Here is a 17,729-nt window from a genome sequence, read left to right as displayed (position 1 = left end):
TTCTTCATGGTTAATTAAATCATGAAGGAGAAGAGAAGTCTGCTTTGGTTTAAAAACGAATTGCGTTTGCTCGACAATGAAATATTGTTTCGAGCTTCGGCCAAGGCATCTTTTGTTTTACCAGTCTACATTATTGATCCGGCACAATTTCAACCTGGCAAATTGGGGTTTCCTAAAACCGGATATTTCAGAACACAATTTCTACTTGAAAGTCTTACAGCGCTTAAATCTTCATTACAAAAGCTCAATGCAGACTTACATGTGTTCGTTGGTCGTGCAGAAGATATTATACCACAACTTGTAAAGGAACTTAAAATCACTGCTGTCTATGCTTCGCAAGAAGTTGGGAGTGAAGAGTTAGCCACACAGTATGCTATTGAATTACAGTTGGAAAAATTTGGTGTGCCCATCGAATTATACTGGCAAAACACTTTATATCATGCAGATGATATTCCGTGGCCTATCAATAGGTTACCAGATACTTTTACCAATTTCAGAAAAGAGATAGAACAAGAATCAAGTGTTAGAAAAATCTTTTCCATTGCTGAAATAGCGTACCAACAAGAGATTGAATCTACTAACATTCCAACAATTCAAGATTTTGGTTTTACTCCTGCATTAAAAGATAATCGCTGTGCCATTGAATTTAGAGGTGGTGAGCAAAATGCTCAGGAGCGCTTGCAGGAATATTTCTGGGAAAAGGATCTGCTGCGTACTTACAAAGAAACTCGAAATGAATTACTAGGCTCCGATTACTCTTCGAAGTTTTCAGCTTGGCTTGCTTTAGGTTGTATTTCTCCTCGTACAATTTATAACGAGGTGAAGCGCTATGAGCAAGAACGTGTAAAAAATGATTCTACATATTGGCTTATTTTCGAATTGTTGTGGCGTGATTACTTCCGCTTTGCAGCCAAGAAATTCGGAGTCAAAATTTTTCAGCGCAAGGGCATCAGAAATAAAGCATTTGTAAGTACGAATGATGCTGTATTATTCGAAAAATGGCGTCTTGGTGAAATAGGAGTAGATTTCATTGATGCAAACATGAGGGAATTACTGCATACCGGATTCATGAGTAATCGGGGAAGACAAAATGTGGCAAGCTACCTTGCCAAAGACTACAAAGTAAACTGGACTTGGGGCGCAGCCTGGTTTGAAAGTCAGTTAGTCGATTATGATGTATCAAGCAATTGGCTTAACTGGGCCTATGTTGCAGGGGTAGGTAATGATCCCAGAGAAGACCGTTACTTTAATACAGAAAGTCAGATAAGAAAATATGATCCGAAAGGCAAATATGTAAGACATTGGTTAGCTGACAATATTGATGTTTCTAAAAATACGCATGAATCAAAAGTGATTTCTTAACCTTGAATTTTACCCTGCATGCCACCCGTGTGTAGAAGCAAAATTTTACTTTTCTCAGGAAAAAAGTTTCTGCTTATTAAATCAAGTACTCCGAAAAACATTTTTCCAGTGTATACTTGTTCCAGCGGAATGTTAAAATCCTTTTCAGCTTTGTTAATAAAGTCAAGCAACACTTGATTGTACTTCCCATAACCTCCAAAATGATAGTCGCTATTTATAGTCCAATTGGTTGCGTCAGATTGTAATACTTTTTTTACTTCGGCTTCCATAAAATTTCCTTTTAAGGAAGAAAAGCCAAGTAGCTTCTTATGCGGTAATCCCTTAATCAATCCTGCTAAAGTTCCTCCGGTACCAACTGCACAACATAAATAATCAAAATCAATTTCTTGATGGAGCTTGGCGCTAAATAATGCTACACCTTGTACAGCTAAATTATTTGTGCCTCCTTCCGGAATGATATACGCCTTACCAAACTTATTAATTAAAGTATTTGTAAAGTTCTGCTCATTCCTTTTTCTATAATCTTCTCTTGAAACAAAATGCAAGTCCATACCTTGTTCATGTGCAAAGCGTAGGGTTGCATTGTTCTGCACAGACAATTCATCACCCCTAATAATACCAATAGCTTTTAATCCAACTTCTTTGGCAGCAGCTGCCGTTGCATAAATATGGTTTGAATGTGCTCCACCAAAAGTAAGAAGTGTAGTGTACCCAAGCTTCTTTGCTTCCTCCAGATTATAATTCAGCTTCCACCATTTATTACCACTTACAAAGGGATGGTTTAAATCTTCACGCTTGATGAGCACTTGCAGATTGTGCTCATCAAAAAGAGGATGTTGTAGTGTTTGAACAGGGGTATTTGAATAAGTGAGCATTCAATACGGATTAAGTAAGTCTTAGCTTACTTACAATTCTTTTTTATTTCAGCTTTTGCTTCTGGCGATCCTAATTCGTCTGCTTTTTTTAAGTCAAGACAAGCATCGTATTTATTTCCAGCTAATATTTTAACCATTGCCCGTTGATAATAGGCTTCTGGGTCGGATGGATAGAGATCGATAGAGATAGAATAATCTTCAATGGCACCAACATAATCTTCCTTCTCAGTTTTGCTGAGTGCGCGATTATCATAATACATAGGATTAAGCGGGTCTAAAGCAATAGCCTGGTCGTAATCAGCAATAGCCCCATCGTTGTCATCAAGTGTATATTTAATTACACCTCGTAGGTTAAACGTTTCAGGATCTTCATTAAATAACTCAATGGCTTTATCGTAGTCTTCTAACGCGCCTTTGTAGTCTTCTTTCGCGCTCTTAGATAGTGCACGGTTTTCATACTTTAATGCGTCTTTGGTATCTAACTTAATGGCAGCATCGTAGTCGGCTATCGCCTTATCAAATTCTCCAATATTATAGTAAGCAACACCACGGTAGTTTAATAAATTCGCATCAGCCTTATCTAATTCTATGGCTTTGTTGTAATCATCTATCGCGCTGATGAATTCACCTAACTCAGCTTTTACAACGGCCCTGTTAAAATATTTATCGGCATCTGTTGGTCCAATTTCAAGCGCTTTGGAGAAATCGAAATAAGCGCCTTGTAAATCTTCAATGTTGTATTTAGCCAGACCACGATTAGTATAAGCAATTGCGTTCTTTGGATTAAGTCTGATAGACTTATCCAAATCGGTAATAGCACCATCATCATCACCCAACATCATTTTGGCTTCACCTCTAAAACTGTAGGCTTCTGCAAATGTGGAATCCTGCTCAACCGCAAAAGTCAGGTCGCCTATAGCTCCATAAAAATCCTGCAAGCCCATGCGCGCCTGTGCCCGCAACACCAATACAGCTTTATTTTTAGGATTTGTGTCAACCATTTTACTAGCCTCTGCTTTTACAGCAGCATAATCCCCTGCTTGAAGCTTTTTCTTTAAAGCTTCAACATCCTGCGCTACAGCCACAGCGCTTACTAATATCAATAAAACAAGGATAAGATTCTTCATGTCTGCAATTTGACTTCGAATTTAGGAAAATACTTTCACACACAATCTTAACTATTTTAATAAGCTATTACCGTTAACAAAATATTGGAAAACCGATTCCTGAATTTTAACGTTCTTAGTCGAAATATCCTTTATGAAAGCACTGCTTACCTCCTTATTTATCATCAGTTTGAGTACTGCCTTTAGTCAGAACATGGATTTTGAAGCCTACGACCCACCTTCAACGCTGGTTGTGAAGGAAACAAGGATCGCTAAAGCTCGTTTTCCTTTTATAGATATTCATAATCATCAATTCAACATGCCCAGCCAAAACCTGGCTAACCTTACTGCCGAAATGGATAAACTCAATATGGCGGTGATGGTGAATCTAAGTGGCCGAGGTAGAGGGAGCACAGAGCACCTTGAAGGTTCTCTGAAAAATGTAAAAGAAAATTTTCCAAAGCGCTTCGTTGTATTTACTAATATGGATTTCAGTGCGATTGATGATGCAGAATGGCAGTCGCGCATGTTAAAACAGCTAGAAGAGGATGTGAAAAAGGGTGCACAGGGTTTGAAGATTTATAAAAACCTTGGTATGACAGCTAAAGACAGCAAAGGAAATCGTATTCGCATTGACGACCCACGCATTGATCCGATCTGGGCTAAGTGTGGTGAGTTAGGTATTCCCGTTCTAATTCACTCTGCCGATCCTAAGCAATTCTGGCAACCAATGGATGCCAATAATGAACGTTGGCTTGAGTTGAAAACCCATGAAGGTCGCCAGCGGGGTGATAATGATCCTGCACCTTGGGAAACCATTATTAATGAGCAGCATAATATTTTTAAAAAACATAAGAAGACAACCTTCATAGCTGCACACATGGCATGGTTTCCGAATGATTTAAAAAAACTAGGTTCATTACTGGATGAAATGCCCAACGTTGTGGTAGAGATAGGCGCTGTAATTGCAGAGTTAGGTCGTCAACCCCGTGCTGCACGTGAGTTTATGGTTAAGTATCAGGACCGTGTATTGTTTGGCAAGGATAGTTGGGTGCCTGCCGAATACGAGACATACTTCCGTGTATTAGAAAGTGCTGATGAATATTTCCCTTACCACAAACGCTATCATGCCTTTTGGCGTATGTATGGTTTGGATTTACCAGATGATGTGTTGAAGAAAATTTATTATAAAAATGCTCTACGCATATTACCTGGCATCGATAAAAGTATGTTTCCTAAATAACTTCGTAAGTAACTGCATAAAAAAATCCTGCCTCTCACGAGGCAGGATTAAGTAACAGAAACCTAAACCAATTAGCAATCGTGTTACTTAAAGTCAATTGACTTAACATCTTCCCATCGAATATATTCAGGATCTGAATTGGCTGACGTGAAAACAAGTAAGCCTTGATTCTTTTCGTTAACATCCTGCGCATCTTCAAGTGAAATTTTCTCTCCTGTTTTTAGTTCAACCATACAACGATACGAACTGGTCAACTCCATTCTTTTTATTTTATGAAAGGGAATAGTGTACTCAAAGTCATTGTTTTTCCCTTGCAATAGTTCAAACTCAAACTCCTCATCCAGGTCATACACAATTTTCCCGCTAAGGGTTTTACCCTCTTGGGTTGTAACGGTTCCCGTCAAAGATTTTTGCTTATTGAAATCAGAATAGATCACAGCAGGCGAACCGATAAATTCATTAAACGTTACTTTATCAAACTCATTCCACGGTATATCGATTGCCGGAAAATCTTTATTCATGATAATCACTCCCCTGTGCCCACTACTTACATCATTACTGCCATCCATGCGCAATTCTCTGCCTGATTTTAATACCACAAGGCTACGATTACCTATTCTCTCAATAGATCTTATTTTGCCCATTTCAATTGACAAATCACCATCTTCTGAATCTCCATCTAAACGATCCGTTGAAATTCTTTCATCGTGATCCCATTGAATGTAACCGGTAAATTTTTTACCATAGGCCTCAACCGTCCCGTATAAAGGATTGCCGAACTTATTTTCAATTCGCTTCGGGGTTTTTATAAACTCAATTTTGCGTATACGATTCCACTCCACTTCAATCTGACCCATTTCAGCATCCATTATTCTAATCTCAAGTCCTACATCATTATATCCCTCACCTAGCAAAGCGAACTTGGCACCGTTTTGTAATTCAACATCCACATATTTTCTGCCTGCAGGCTCAATACTTTTTAACTCGCCAAACTGACAAGAAAACTGATGCGTAAAATCGCCATTTCCATTACTCCAATCAGCGCCTACCCATTTTGTCCAAAAGCTTCCACTCCAATAACCCCAATCGTTCTGTCTTCTTTCAAGTTCATCACGCTCGCGTGAAGAAAGGTATTTCAAATTGGGATTTTTCTCTTTACCAGCATTGAAAATATCAATCCAGTAAACTTCTTCCTTACCCCAACGAATCGGGCCTTCATACACACGATCATCGTGCATATAAACTTTTCCGTAGATAAACCCCTCATCTTGTGCGGTTGTGTTAAGTGAAGCGCACAACATAATTAAGCCGAGTATGCTAGCAGTTATTTTCATAATAATTTTTTATGGTTGCTGATTATACTGCTAAACTCGTCTGAAGTTGTGCTCTTTAGAATAGAGTCAGGACAAAACGGAACATGTGGGGGATGAATCGGGATATAAAGTGTCTCAGTTTTTACTGATCAATCCACTTTTTAAACTCAGGTGTCCGCTCTGAACTAATGATTACCTCCTCAGTAGTTGTAGGCAAAAGATTTAATTTCATTCTTCCCTTAAAGTAAGGATGAATCTCAGCAATAGATTGAAAAGTAATGATGAACTGGCGGTTGATACGGAAGAAAATACGCGGATCAAGGAGAGAAGTAAGTTCGTCCAAGGTCTGATCAATAGGATATTTCTTCTGATCATTTGTGACCAGATAAGTTAGTTTACTTTCGCTGAAAAAGTATGCGATCTTTTCGACAGCAATAGCCACAATTTTCTGACCAAGCCTAACCATAAACCTAGACTTATACTGTTGTTGAGGGTTATGGATAAGCTTTATAAGTTCAGTGTAATTTATGGTCGGCTGTGCCTCGCTCTTAACAACTCTTCTATTCGCCTTTTCCAACGCTATTCTCAGCTTTTCAGGCTCAACAGGTTTTAATAAATAATCAATACTGTTTACTTCAAAAGCCTTCATGGCATATTGATCATAAGCTGTTGTAAAGATCACCGGAACATCAACCTTAACTCTTTCAAAAATTTCAAAGCACAAGCCATCTAATAACCGAATATCTGAAAGTATAAGATTCGGATGAGGATTAGTCTGAAGCCATTGAACGGAGGTCTCCACTGATTTTAGCTGAGCAACAAGTTCTACGTTTGCATCAACTTCAAACAGCATATTTTTCAATCGATCTGCTGCTAATGTTTCGTCTTCTATAAGGAGTATGGTCATGCGTTTTCTATTTCCAATAAAGGTATACTCACCTCGAAATGCGTCTCTGTTTTTACAATGGTTACGGGTTGATCCGTAAAATGAGCATAACGTTTTTTAATGTTCTCTAGTCCACTTCCTTCAGCTGAATGGTAGTCTGCTTTTATATGAAGATTGTTGCGCACCACCAGATAATTTCCTTCACTTTCTAAAATTTCAATTTGTAGCGGCTGTGTTTCCGTTATCAAGTTATGTTTGATTACATTTTCTAACAACATCTGTAACGTTAGTGGAGGCACCATTTTATTCTTGGTGGCGCTTTGAATGGTTATTATTATCCGAATGTGATCTTCAAATCGTACTCGAATCAAGTACATATACGCATCAACAAAATCCAGTTCTTCTGACAGCAGTATTAAATCATCAGACTTTGTGCGCAATAATGATCTGTACACTTCTGCAAACTTCTGTATAAATGTTCTTGAAGTCGTTTTATCTTTTTCAATAAGTGAAGCTAATATGTTTAAATTGTTGAAAAGAAAATGCGGATCGAGATGATTCTTAAGCGAGTCCAACTGCGATCGCATACTTTCTTTTTGATTCTTCTCGGCCTCAAGCTCAGATGTACGCCAATGCCTTAAAAAATGCAAGCTGAAATACAGTGAGAAAACAGGAATAAAAATGACAGCTCCCCAGAAATTCACCACAATCATTTGTTCCCATACAGGAGGGGTTGTTGTAAGTGAAGTTTTAATAATGTAATAGATAAGATTGATGAGAAACAACAAGTAAGCTATACCCAATACCATCTGAATAAAGAAACGCCAGTTGCCATAACGACTCCAGGGCATAATGCGATCAAGGCGTATAGTTAGCTGCCGGTTGCCAAACCAAAGCAGCAAGGCAATAATAACAATCCAAACGGCAGAGAAAACTAAAATTATATCCGGCTGAAATACATACCAGTAAGTAATGCAGGCGGCAATGCTTGCAACAAGCCAGATCAAAATTTTATAAATTCTCTTCAAAACGTTTTACTAAATATTATTGAAAGCTGATCTCATTTACTTTCCTCCAGGCTATATACACAGGATCCTTTTTACCTTTTACAAATATCAATATGCCACTGTTGTCTTCCGAAACATCGCGCATGCTGCCTAAAAAAAGTGTTTGACTCGAAGTCAGTTCAAGTAAAGAGTAGTCAGAGTTTTTTGGTGTGATTTTTTTTATATTGGTAAAAGGTATTGAATATTCAATGTCATTTTCTTTACCTTCTACAATTTCAAAATCGAGTACTTCATCAATATCATAAATGATTCTTCCTGTTACATTGACATCGTCAAGTAAGCTTACTGTTCCTTGCAATGGTTTTGGCGAGGCAAAAGTATTATACGCCTGACCAGAATGTGGTGGCGTAGAAAAAGTTACTTGTCTGAATGCCTTCCATGAGAATTTAATTATACCAATTTCAGGGCTTACTACAATAACGCCTCTGTTTCCACTGTTTACATCGTTAGAACCACTGAGGTGAAGTTGCCTGCCTGATTTTAAGCGCACATCACTACCACTGCCACTTTTTGCAATTGAAGTAATGTCTGCAAATCTAATGGCTACGTCACCATCATCTGTATCACCGTCTAGTTTGTCATTGTTCAGCCTTTCGTCATTATCCCAAATAATAAAGCCCGTATACTTTTCTCTGCGCATTCCTTCCACGGTTCCATACAGCGGTGCACCAAAAAGTTGATTTAGTTTTGTTGGTGTGGGCAGAAATTCTATTCTTCTTATTTTGTCCCAGCTCACACTAACCGTTCCCAACTCTTCATCAAGTAGTTGAACATTTGCACCAATGTCATTGTATCCTTCTCCATCGAGTTGCAACTCTCCACCATTTTTAAGTTTCACAGTTATTCGCCCTTGTCTTAAAGGAATAATCTCTTTAATATTTCCAAACTGGCAAGTAAACTGATGCGCTGTTTCTTTGTTCTCCCAAATGCTGCTAAAACTCCAGTTATAACTCGACCACCATTCTGAGTCGTTATTATCCTTGGGTATTAGCTTCACGTAATCATTATTTACTTTAGCTGCATTAAATAAATCGCTCCAAAAAGTTTCTTCATTGCCCCAACGTATAGGACCTGTGTATGTGGTGCGGTCGGTGTATACTCTTCCGTAAATAAAGCCTTCGTGTGATTGCGCTTTAGTTTCCATCGCAATAGCGGCCAGGACAATTATTATCCCAAATAGTATAATCAGTACTTTTCTTGAATTCATGCTTCCTTTCCTTTTCACCTTATTACGTCATTGCATCTCAAAAATACTATGAAGTATTTTGATACCAGCTGTTTAATTGCCCAATCGGGATATCAGATGCCTGAAACGGGATAGAAAGTAGTGTATTCTATCGGCTTCTCAAAAGTCTCATGCACATTTCCTATTTTTATATGATGCTAACTCCTTTGTTATGATACATAGCCTTCCTCTTCAAAAAAATCCTGATCTCCTCGTTTTTGTACCCCTTTTATTTACGGTTTGGTCTGATGACGTGCTCACACCCACTGAAATCAGTGCACTGCATACTTTAATAAAAAAACAAACCTGGCTAACTGAAGAAGAGCATGAGTTTTTAATTACACAACTTAACCCTTCGAATCCACCATCAGCAGAAGATTTGAAAAGCTGGCTAAAAGAGATACGAAAGGCAAATGTTTCGCAAGCTGCAAATCTGGCAGCAGTAGGTAATGCTTTAGCTGCCAGTAGTGGTCGCGTTGTAAGACCAGAAGCACAAATAGCATTAATTGGTGTAGAGGAAACATTAGGTCTTATTCCACAGGAAGTTGTATTTACTTTCTATCCTGAAAGCAGAAAAAGTCTTACCCAAGGCCAGGTAACGCAGCACAATTTCGATGTTGATTTACTGGCTAAACAACTAGACGGTGATCAAGCACCCTTAATTGCAAAAGTAAAAAAGATCCTTTGCGATCCCGAGTTTACCTACCTGGATACAGATAACTTAACTGAACAACGGGAAAAAGTTTTGCAATGGGCTAAACATCTTGCCAAGCAGGGTTTTGGGTCTATTGCTTATCCTAAATCATATGGAGGAGGTGGTGACATGGCCGCGTATTTCAGCATTATGGAAACGCTGAGTTACCACGATTTAAGTCTTGTGATAAAATTTGGTGTACAATTCGGCTTGTGGGGTATGAGTGTTTATTTTCTTGGCACAGAAAAACATCATCAAAAATACTTGAAAGATATCGGCACACTGGCACTGCCCGGTTGTTTTGCCATGACAGAAACCAACCACGGTTCTAATGTGCGTGGTATCGAAACAACAGCCACATATAATCACCAGCAAAAAACCTTCGCCATTCATACACCAAACGTAGCCGCTCAAAAAGAATACATTGGTAATGCTGCGCTGCACGGAGAAATGGCAACAGTTTTTGCCAAACTTATTATTGACGGAAAGGATTATGGTGTTAGTGCATTCGTTGTTTCGCTGCGCGATAAGCAGGGTAAAATACTGCCGGGCATCACGATTGAAGATTGCGGCAGGAAGATGGGATTGAATGGCGTTGACAATGGAAAAATTTCTTTCAACAATGTGGTAATCCCAAAAGAGAATATGCTGGATCGTTTTGCCTCGGTAAATGACGAAGGTAATTTCTCAAGTCCTATCAGCAGTGATAACCGAAGGTTTTTTACCATGTTGGGTACATTGGTTGGTGGACGCATTGGTATTCCCCGTTCTGCCTTGGCTACTACTAAATCAGGGCTTACCATCGCCATACGTTATGGCGATAAGCGAAGACAATTCGGGCCTGAAGGCGCAGAAGAGGTTCCTATTCTAAATTATCGCACACACCAAAGACGTTTAATGCCTTTGCTGGCTAACGCGTATGCCATGCATTTTTCTTTACAATACCTGACGGATCGTTTTATCAAACGCACGGAAGAAGAAATGCAGGAGATTGAAGCGCTTGCTGCCGGACTAAAGGCTTTTGGTACCTGGACAAACACACAAACTTTACAAGAGTGTCGTGAGTGTTGTGGCGGTAAAGGTTACTTATCAGAAAATAGAATTGATGCACTTAAAAACGATTCTGACATCTACACAACTTTTGAAGGAGATAATACCGTGCTGATGCAATTGGTTGCCAAAAGCCGACTGACAGAGTTCAAGCAGGAGTTCAGCAACATGAATGTTTTCAGGATATTAAATTATGTTGCTGATCAGGCGAAGACATCCCTATCTGAGATGAATCCTTTTGTTATCCGCAATACAGATGATGAGCATTTACTGGATCCGGAATTTCATATCAGCGCTTTTCGTTTCCGTGAACGTGATATTCTGACCTCCGCTGCCAAGCGTTTGAAGCGCCACCTCGACAGTGGTATGGATTCTTTTGATGCCTTCAATGTTTGCCAGCACCACTTGGTAGAAGTTGGTTTCGCTTATGTGGAGAGAATTATTCTTGAGCAATTTCAACTTGCTGTTGAGCAAACCAAAGATGAGGGCTGTAAAAAAGTCCTGTCGAAATTATGTGCACTCTTTGCCCTATCTCAATTTGATAAGCACAAAGGCTGGTATTTAGAGAACGGTTACATGGAAGGGGTTAAAACAAAAGCTATCCGCAAACAACTGAATCAATTGTGTTGGGAGGTCAGACAAGATGCCGTACCTCTGACAGATGCTTTTAAAATTCCAGAAGCATGCTTGAGTGCGCCTATTGCCAGACGAGGATAAATTTTTTAACCACAAAACGCGCAAAGGTGCGCAGAGTTTGTCCTTTACTTAACAACTTGTAATCTGCTATTAATCTTTAGCGAGAATATTCCGTAACTCGGTACTTACTTTTTCTTCTTTGCGAACCTCAGCTATCTCCGCGGTGAGTTTTTAACCGCAAAGGACGCAAAGGTTCACGGAGATAGTACTGCTCTTTTCTTTGCGAACCTCCGCGTACTCTACGGTTAGTTCAAATTTATCCGTTAATACTTCGCTGGCATTCCTTTAGCTGGTGTAGATTTCAATATAAACTCACGAATATGTTCGTTAGAGCTTGCCAGATCTTCAGCGCGTAAATACATCATGTGCCCACTGCGGTAGCCTTTAAACGACAAGCGGTTTTTCATTTTTCCGCTAGGGTCAAGTTGCCACATAGAGTACTTGGCATCGAAGTAAGTAGTGGCACCATCGTAGTAGCCCGACTGAAACATTACATGCAAATACGGATTCTCAGCCATGGCAAGTCTTAAATTCTCACCAGTTCTATCATTACTGTTGTCCCAAGGGCGCACATCACCAAACATATTATATTTAATGTCAGTTTTATACTTCAATACATCGCGCAGATAATAATTGATGGCTGGTGTAAATGAATGTAACCACGAGGTTAACTCAGCATTGTAGTCAGGTGAATCTCCAGTCTCCATCCGGTCTATACCCAAGTAACGTGAGTCTAAACGCCCGATGGTCAATCCTTTTTCACGCAAGAGTTCTTTCCAAAAATACTGTGGTGATACGACCAGGTTACTCTGTAAAAATATTTTTTCTGAAAGCCCGGAATAGCGTGACATTTTCGCAGCAATTTTTTTCTTCTCAGCTTCATCAATAAAACCACCCCTGCTCAATGCTGGTATCAATTCATTAATAGTAAAAGTTTCTGCCTCCACCAATACTTTATCCAAATCCTTTTGTTGTAAATCAGTCGGTAATGCTTTTTGATACCAGGCAGTCGCTGTAAAATAAGGCAATGATAAAGCATCACTCACAGGGCCATCTCGCTTAATACCAATCTCTGTAGGAGACACCAGAATCACGCCATTCAAATACATCCAATGTGAATTTTGCAATTCAAGAGCAAGACCTGCAACACGTGTAGTACCATAGCTCTCGCCAATTAAATATTTTGGCGAAGTCCAGCGACTGTTACGCGACACAAAAGTATTTAACCATTCCGCCAAATATTTAATGTCTGCATTTACACCAAAGAAAGTTGAGCGTTCAGCTTTTGGGTCTAGTATTCGGGAGAAACCCGTATTCACAGGGTCTATAAACACAATATCCGCAACATCCAAAACAGAGTGTGGATTATCACGTACACCGTAAGGCTGAACAGGATAACCTTCATCATCGATGTTTAACATTTTTGGTCCTGTGTAGGCCACATGCATCCACACAGAAGCTGATCCTGGACCGCCATTAAACGACATGATTAAAGGTCGTTTGCCTTTGTCTGTTGCATCTGTGCGTTCGTAGTAAGTGTAGAAGAGCGAGGCAATCACCTTACCATCTTTATCCCACACAGGTTGAGTAGCTGCAGTAACTTTGTAGGGCACAACTTTGCCCTTAATGGTAACTTGTCCGTTAGTAGTAACTGATGATTCTGCAGGCAGCAAGCGTTCTTGTGCCAACAGGCATGTCGCACTAATACTTATGATCAGGATGATAAAAATATTTTTCTTCATAAATTATTCGAATACAATTTGAAACCTATTCTTTTTCAACGAAATCGGCAAGAACGTCTTCACAGAAACACCACCAAATGATTTGTGTGGATACTATACCTGATTAAAGGATCTATTACTCCTTGCTGATAAAGTATACTTCTTGAATTTTCCCTGCCGCTACCTTATAAATAGCTATGGCCTCCATCACAGGTCTGTCTTTGCTAAACAACACACGTTCCTCATCTATAACCGTGTTACCCAAAACCATTCTGCTTTTTAATGTGCAGTTCAAGTCAGGCATATTCGAAAACATTCCTTCGTAGCCAGTCTTCATTTTGTCCTTTCCCTGATACATCAACTTATTTGGAAACATGTAGACCTTTACAGAATCGCTATAGGCTTCTAAAAATTTTGTCACGTTTCTTTCATTATATCCCTGAAGTTGATGTTCTGCTAATTGCTCGGGGGTCATCATTTGCGCATTAGCAACGAATGCCATCAGTAAAAAGAATAGGGTAAGATTTTTCATAGTCAATAATTTAGTCGAGATTACTTAACAAAATAGTGAATAGTTAAAATACGCAATTATTCAGAACTAGACCAGAGACCAATATGGAAGGGCTTATCAATAATTTGCTGCACAACAGGCGGTCTGTTTTTCCAAAAGAATATACAGGAGAACGTGTTGATGATGTCATTATAAAACAGATGCTTGAAAATGCCAATTGGGCACCAACACACAAGCTGACAGAACCTTGGCGTTTTGTTGTTTTTACCGGAACGGGTATTCAACGCCTTGCAGATTTTCAAAGTGACCTCTACAAAAAAATGAGTTCTGCAAAAGGCACTTTTGACCCTGAAAAGCATGATGGTTTAAGAAGCAAACCATTACAATCATCCCACATTATTGCTGTAGGGATGAAGCGCGATGAACAAAAGTCTGTACCCGAAATTGAAGAGGTGGGTGCAGTTTATATGGCTGTTCAAAACATGTATTTGACTGCAAGTGCCTATAAAGTCGGATGCTATTTAAGTACTGGAGGTATTACTTTTTATTCAGAAGCAAAATCCTTCTTTGGTTTAGGTGAGGAAGACAAGCTGCTTGGCTTTTTACATGTCGGCAAGCCTAAACATTTTGATCAAAAAAGTAAAAGAAATCCCATTGAGGCTAAAGTCAGGTGGGAGTATTAATTATCAATATGAGTATCTGGAAAGAGTCCTAAAATAATAATTCGCGTCTTTGCGAGGGAGGCACGACCGAAGCAATCTATTTTTTCAGATTGCTTCTCCCGATTTCATCGGGATCGTAACGACTACGTCTTATAGGACTTTAATCGAGCATAAGTAATTAACAATAGATGATGTTTACAATAAAAATAATATTTCAAGCCGTACTAATTTTATTTACAATTCCCGCTTTTGCACAATCCTATTATATAAAAGCAGATCGTGTGTTTGATGGTGAGAAAATGCAAAGTGCCTGGGCTGTAATTGTAAAAGATGATAAAATTGTGGCTGCTGGTGCTCAGTCAGATTTAAGCATTCCAAAAGGTGCTACTGTGATCAGTTTTCCTAATAGCACTTTAATGCCCGGCCTTATTGAAGGCCATTCTCACTTGTTTTTATATCCCTACAATATTACGGATTGGGATACGCAAGTGTTAAAAGAAACTGATGCTTATAGAACAGCACGTGCTACTGTTCACGCTAAGCAAACTTTAATGGCTGGCTTTACAACTGCCCGTGATTTAGGTACTGAGGGAGCAGGTTATGCAGATGTTGCTTTAAAGCGCGCTATTGACGAAGGAATTATCCCTGGCCCTCGTTTGCTTGTTGCTGGTAGGGCTATCGTTGCAACCGGCTCCTATGGACCAAAGGAATATGATCATGATCAGGAAATTATGTTGGGGGCAGAACCTGCAGACGGTAATGAATTAATTAGAGTAGTTCGCGATCAGATCGGTAAAGGAGCAGACTTCATAAAAATTTATGCCGATTACCGTTGGGGTTTACGTGGTGATGATCAACCATCATTCACGCTGGATGAATTAAAAACTATTAATGAAGTAACGAGTAGCAGTGGCCGTGTTATGGTTTGTCATGCCAAATCGAAAGAAGCCATCAGGCGAGCTGTTTTGGCCGGTGCTGCAACCATTGAACATGGTGATTTTCTTGATTTGGAAATTGCTAAACTAATGAAAGAAAATAACGTGGTTTACTATCCAACTTTAGCAGCTGTAGACATGATCTCGCAATACAGGGGCTGGAAAAAAGGGATTACACCTGAGCCCAAAAGTGTTATTAACAAAAAGAAAAGTTTTGCTGACGCACTACAAGCTGAAGTGAGTATTGGTATGGGAGGCGATGTGGGTGTATTTGCACATGGTAATAATGCGTTGGAGATGGAATTAATGGTGGAATATGGTATGAAACCCATTCAAGTATTACAGGCTGCCACCAGTGTTAATGCAAAGGCTTTTCAATTAGATGATCTGTTGGGTTTTTTGAAAGTCGGGCTAAAAGCAGACTTATTGATTGTTGAGGGAGATCCATCAACTGACATTAAAGATGTTCGCAGGGTAAAGTTTGTAATGAAAGATGGTGTTGTGTACCGGAATGAAAAATAAATTTTTTCCAATTTGAGCAGCCAGCATCATCGTTCTGCTAAATGTGAGGGAGTTCATCTGTGAGCATTCGTTCAATCGGTAGCGAGGGAAGATGTTAAATCAGCTCTTCACAATTTCAGCAACACATTCAATCTCAACTAATGCCTCTTTAGGTAAACGACTTACTTCTACAGTTGTGCGTGCCGGTTTGTGAGTTCCAAAAAAAGCTTCGTAATTCTTATTCATTAATTCAAAATCAGCGAAGTTTTTAAGGAATACTGTCGTCTTCAACACATGACTTCTATTGCAGCCCACAGCTTTTAATACTGTTTCTAAATTGTTCAACACAAGCAAAGTTTGTTCTCCGGCATTTGCGCCTTCAATCAACATCGTTTCCGGATTCAAAGGGGTTTGGCCAGAACAAAAAACGAGGTTAGCACTTTGAATAGCATGTGCATAAGGGCCTATGGCTTTTGGCGCCTCTGGAGAAAAAATATTTTTCATGTTACTAGGGTTTTTGTTGAAAGGGCAAAGCCACAAGTGTTTTATCCCACAATAGAACCATCTCCACATCCTCTTTCATTTTGGAAAACTCTATTGTGAATTGTTCAAATTCCCGTTGTTGCTGCACAGCATGAACCTGAACACTTAAAACATCCTTTTTGGGATCGCGATTGGGCTCTCCTTCTGAATTAACTCCCCATTGCCCATGTTCACGATTAAATATGATAGTCCATAATTCCTGATCAGGAATGGTCCAAAGAGAATATTTACCTGCTTCTAATACTTTACCTTCAATAACTATATCCCTATTGGTAGAAAAGATTGTTGCCTCATTTGCCCCTGTACGCCACACTTTACCATAGGGCACGAGTACACCGAAAATATCTCGCTCCTTTTTGTAAGGTCTGTTGTAGCGAACTTCAATTTCAAGTTTACCCTGTTCAAAATTTACCGCTTCCTCAGGGCTAAATGATTTTTGATAGCGGGTATTCATGGTGTCTATCCCGACAAAAAGCAGGATTATCACAACTACACCGATACCAACAAAAACTAAAAATCGTCTCATAAAAGCTATTGTTCAATGAAATAAACGCCATTCGCAAGCTAGTGCTTCCTAAAGGCTCATGCATTAAATAATTTTTAATTGGTTATTCCAAATTATTCTGTCATTGCTACTATTTTTACACATTAAATTGTAAAAACATGGACGCATCCTGGGCACCTTTCTACGTTGTAATCGTACTTTTTGTTTTGGCAATCGTATCGCCATGGGCTTTCCCTAACAAAGGGGTAAGTGACAACAAGCACGACAATAAGTTCTAAGCAACTTATTTTTAAGTTAATACATGAACATTTGTGTTTTCTGTGGATCTGCTGCAGGCAACAATCCCCTATACGCAAGTTTAGCAACCGAATTCGGCAAGTTGTTGGCTGAGGGAGGCCATTCTCTTGTTTATGGTGGTGGCAACATTGGCCTTATGGGCGTCATTGCCGATATCGTATTAGAGAATCATGGTAAGGTAATTGGCGTTATCCCTTCTTTTTTAGCCCAGCGTGAAGTTGCACATCAGCAACTAACCCAACTTGAAATTGTTGGCACTATGCACGAAAGAAAAATGCGTATGGCTGAGCTAGCAAACGCATTTGTTGTATTACCCGGAGGCTGGGGCACACTAGATGAAATGGCCGAAATTCTTACCTGGAAGCAACTCGGGCTTGTCAATCAAAATTTATTCATTTTAAATTCCAACAACTTTTTTGATCCATTGTTGGATCAAATGCGTTTTATGGTGAAAGAAGGCTTTTTAAGACAAGAAAACCTTGATTCAGTAGTCATTGCCAACAGCCCGCAGCAGTTATTTTCAATGATACCGTAAGC

Annotated in this window: 16 protein-coding genes; 6 read left to right on the top strand and 10 right to left on the bottom strand. The window is 39.3% G+C overall.

Annotated elements, in window-relative coordinates; genetic code table 11:
• The first annotated feature begins 21 nt into the window (after window positions 1-21).
• Window positions 22-1,362 carry a DASH family cryptochrome gene (locus tag SanaruYs_RS06815; protein WP_127121772.1) on the top strand — a complete coding sequence of 447 codons (1,341 nt, stop codon included), beginning with the start codon at window positions 22-24 and terminating at the stop codon, window positions 1,360-1,362.
• Here the strand turns inward: SanaruYs_RS06815 and SanaruYs_RS06810 are convergent.
• Window positions 1,359-2,237, bottom strand: coding sequence for a 1-aminocyclopropane-1-carboxylate deaminase/D-cysteine desulfhydrase (locus SanaruYs_RS06810; protein WP_127121771.1), 879 nt, complete (start codon window positions 2,235-2,237; stop codon window positions 1,359-1,361). The genes SanaruYs_RS06815 and SanaruYs_RS06810 overlap by 4 nt on opposite strands.
• Before the next feature lie 26 nt (window positions 2,238-2,263).
• Window positions 2,264-3,364 (bottom strand): tetratricopeptide repeat protein, encoded by a 1,101-nt coding sequence (locus SanaruYs_RS06805; protein ID WP_127121770.1) that lies wholly within the window; start codon window positions 3,362-3,364, stop codon window positions 2,264-2,266.
• 133 nt (window positions 3,365-3,497) lie between these two features.
• On the opposite strand from SanaruYs_RS06805, the gene SanaruYs_RS06800 reads away from it, so the two are divergent.
• Entirely contained in the window at window positions 3,498-4,586 is a 1,089-nt protein-coding gene (locus tag SanaruYs_RS06800) for an amidohydrolase family protein (protein WP_127121769.1), read from the top strand.
• A gap of 83 nt (window positions 4,587-4,669) precedes the next feature.
• Here the strand turns inward: SanaruYs_RS06800 and SanaruYs_RS06795 are convergent, their stop codons facing one another.
• The 4 genes from SanaruYs_RS06795 to SanaruYs_RS06780 form a co-directional block, all read right to left on the bottom strand.
• Window positions 4,670-5,920, bottom strand: coding sequence for a hypothetical protein (locus SanaruYs_RS06795; protein ID WP_127121768.1), 1,251 nt, complete (start codon window positions 5,918-5,920; stop codon window positions 4,670-4,672).
• 121 nt (window positions 5,921-6,041) lie between these two features.
• Window positions 6,042-6,806 (bottom strand): LytR/AlgR family response regulator transcription factor, encoded by a 765-nt coding sequence (locus SanaruYs_RS06790; RefSeq protein ID WP_127121767.1) that lies wholly within the window; start codon window positions 6,804-6,806, stop codon window positions 6,042-6,044.
• Complete coding sequence (locus tag SanaruYs_RS06785) at window positions 6,803-7,792, bottom strand: sensor histidine kinase (RefSeq protein WP_127121766.1); 990 nt, start codon at window positions 7,790-7,792, stop codon at window positions 6,803-6,805. Before SanaruYs_RS06785 ends, SanaruYs_RS06790 begins: the two co-directional genes overlap by 4 nt.
• A 37-nt stretch (window positions 7,793-7,829) precedes the next feature.
• Window positions 7,830-9,059, bottom strand: a complete 1,230-nt coding sequence (locus SanaruYs_RS06780; protein WP_127121765.1) for a hypothetical protein — start codon at window positions 9,057-9,059, stop codon at window positions 7,830-7,832.
• 190 nt (window positions 9,060-9,249) lie between these two features.
• On the opposite strand from SanaruYs_RS06780, the gene SanaruYs_RS06775 reads away from it, so the two are divergent.
• Window positions 9,250-11,538: an acyl-CoA dehydrogenase family protein gene (locus tag SanaruYs_RS06775; protein ID WP_127121764.1), complete on the top strand. Its 2,289-nt coding sequence runs from the start codon at window positions 9,250-9,252 to the stop codon at window positions 11,536-11,538.
• A 242-nt stretch (window positions 11,539-11,780) separates the two neighbouring features.
• Here SanaruYs_RS06775 and SanaruYs_RS06770 read toward each other — a convergent pair whose 3' ends face one another.
• Window positions 11,781-13,259, bottom strand: coding sequence for a S10 family peptidase (locus SanaruYs_RS06770; protein ID WP_127121763.1), 1,479 nt, complete (start codon window positions 13,257-13,259; stop codon window positions 11,781-11,783).
• Between the two features lie 115 nt (window positions 13,260-13,374).
• Window positions 13,375-13,770 (bottom strand): nuclear transport factor 2 family protein, encoded by a 396-nt coding sequence (locus SanaruYs_RS06765; RefSeq protein ID WP_246011861.1) that lies wholly within the window; start codon window positions 13,768-13,770, stop codon window positions 13,375-13,377.
• Between the two features lie 83 nt (window positions 13,771-13,853).
• Between SanaruYs_RS06765 and SanaruYs_RS06760 the strand changes: the two genes are divergently transcribed.
• On the top strand, window positions 13,854-14,432 hold the full coding sequence (locus SanaruYs_RS06760) for a nitroreductase family protein (protein ID WP_127121762.1): 579 nt from the start codon (window positions 13,854-13,856) through the stop codon (window positions 14,430-14,432).
• Window positions 14,433-14,599: 167 nt separating this feature from the next.
• Window positions 14,600-15,868, top strand: coding sequence for a metal-dependent hydrolase family protein (locus tag SanaruYs_RS06755; RefSeq protein ID WP_246011860.1), 1,269 nt, complete (start codon window positions 14,600-14,602; stop codon window positions 15,866-15,868).
• A 99-nt stretch (window positions 15,869-15,967) separates the two neighbouring features.
• Here SanaruYs_RS06755 and SanaruYs_RS06750 read toward each other — a convergent pair whose 3' ends face one another.
• On the bottom strand, window positions 15,968-16,351 hold the full coding sequence (locus tag SanaruYs_RS06750; protein WP_127121761.1) for a RidA family protein: 384 nt from the start codon (window positions 16,349-16,351) through the stop codon (window positions 15,968-15,970).
• Window positions 16,352-16,355: 4 nt separating this feature from the next.
• Entirely contained in the window at window positions 16,356-16,916 is a 561-nt protein-coding gene (locus tag SanaruYs_RS06745) for a DUF2911 domain-containing protein (RefSeq protein ID WP_127121760.1), read from the bottom strand.
• A 280-nt stretch (window positions 16,917-17,196) separates the two neighbouring features.
• Here SanaruYs_RS06745 and SanaruYs_RS06740 point away from each other — a divergent pair, with 280 nt between their 5' ends.
• A complete protein-coding gene (locus tag SanaruYs_RS06740) occupies window positions 17,197-17,727 on the top strand; it encodes an LOG family protein (protein WP_127121759.1) in 531 nt (176 codons plus the stop codon).
• The last annotated feature ends 2 nt before the right edge of the window (window positions 17,728-17,729 follow it).

It is taken from the genome of Chryseotalea sanaruensis (genome assembly GCF_003990915.1).
GTDB classification, from domain to species: domain Bacteria; phylum Bacteroidota; class Bacteroidia; order Cytophagales; family Cyclobacteriaceae; genus Chryseotalea; species Chryseotalea sanaruensis.
The sequence above is the reverse complement of the archived record's forward strand: the minus strand, read 5'-3'. Positions and strand labels throughout refer to the sequence as shown.

Excerpts from the sequence above, each read along its gene's own strand:
- SanaruYs_RS06815 (WP_127121772.1), top strand. The coding sequence starts at position 22 with ATGAAGGAGAAGAGAAGTCTGCTTTGGTTTAAAAACGAATTGCGTTTG.
- SanaruYs_RS06810 (WP_127121771.1), bottom strand. The coding sequence starts at position 2,237 with ATGCTCACTTATTCAAATACCCCTGTTCAAACACTACAACATCCTCTT.
- SanaruYs_RS06805 (WP_127121770.1), bottom strand. The coding sequence starts at position 3,364 with ATGAAGAATCTTATCCTTGTTTTATTGATATTAGTAAGCGCTGTGGCT.
- SanaruYs_RS06800 (WP_127121769.1), top strand. The coding sequence starts at position 3,498 with ATGAAAGCACTGCTTACCTCCTTATTTATCATCAGTTTGAGTACTGCC.
- SanaruYs_RS06795 (WP_127121768.1), bottom strand. The coding sequence starts at position 5,920 with ATGAAAATAACTGCTAGCATACTCGGCTTAATTATGTTGTGCGCTTCA.
- SanaruYs_RS06790 (WP_127121767.1), bottom strand. The coding sequence starts at position 6,806 with ATGACCATACTCCTTATAGAAGACGAAACATTAGCAGCAGATCGATTG.
- SanaruYs_RS06780 (WP_127121765.1), bottom strand. The coding sequence starts at position 9,059 with ATGAATTCAAGAAAAGTACTGATTATACTATTTGGGATAATAATTGTC.
- SanaruYs_RS06775 (WP_127121764.1), top strand. The coding sequence starts at position 9,250 with ATGATACATAGCCTTCCTCTTCAAAAAAATCCTGATCTCCTCGTTTTT.
- SanaruYs_RS06770 (WP_127121763.1), bottom strand. The coding sequence starts at position 13,259 with ATGAAGAAAAATATTTTTATCATCCTGATCATAAGTATTAGTGCGACA.
- SanaruYs_RS06765 (WP_246011861.1), bottom strand. The coding sequence starts at position 13,770 with ATGAAAAATCTTACCCTATTCTTTTTACTGATGGCATTCGTTGCTAAT.
- SanaruYs_RS06760 (WP_127121762.1), top strand. The coding sequence starts at position 13,854 with ATGGAAGGGCTTATCAATAATTTGCTGCACAACAGGCGGTCTGTTTTT.
- SanaruYs_RS06755 (WP_246011860.1), top strand. The coding sequence starts at position 14,600 with ATGATGTTTACAATAAAAATAATATTTCAAGCCGTACTAATTTTATTT.
- SanaruYs_RS06750 (WP_127121761.1), bottom strand. The coding sequence starts at position 16,351 with ATGAAAAATATTTTTTCTCCAGAGGCGCCAAAAGCCATAGGCCCTTAT.
- SanaruYs_RS06745 (WP_127121760.1), bottom strand. The coding sequence starts at position 16,916 with ATGAGACGATTTTTAGTTTTTGTTGGTATCGGTGTAGTTGTGATAATC.
- SanaruYs_RS06740 (WP_127121759.1), top strand. The coding sequence starts at position 17,197 with ATGAACATTTGTGTTTTCTGTGGATCTGCTGCAGGCAACAATCCCCTA.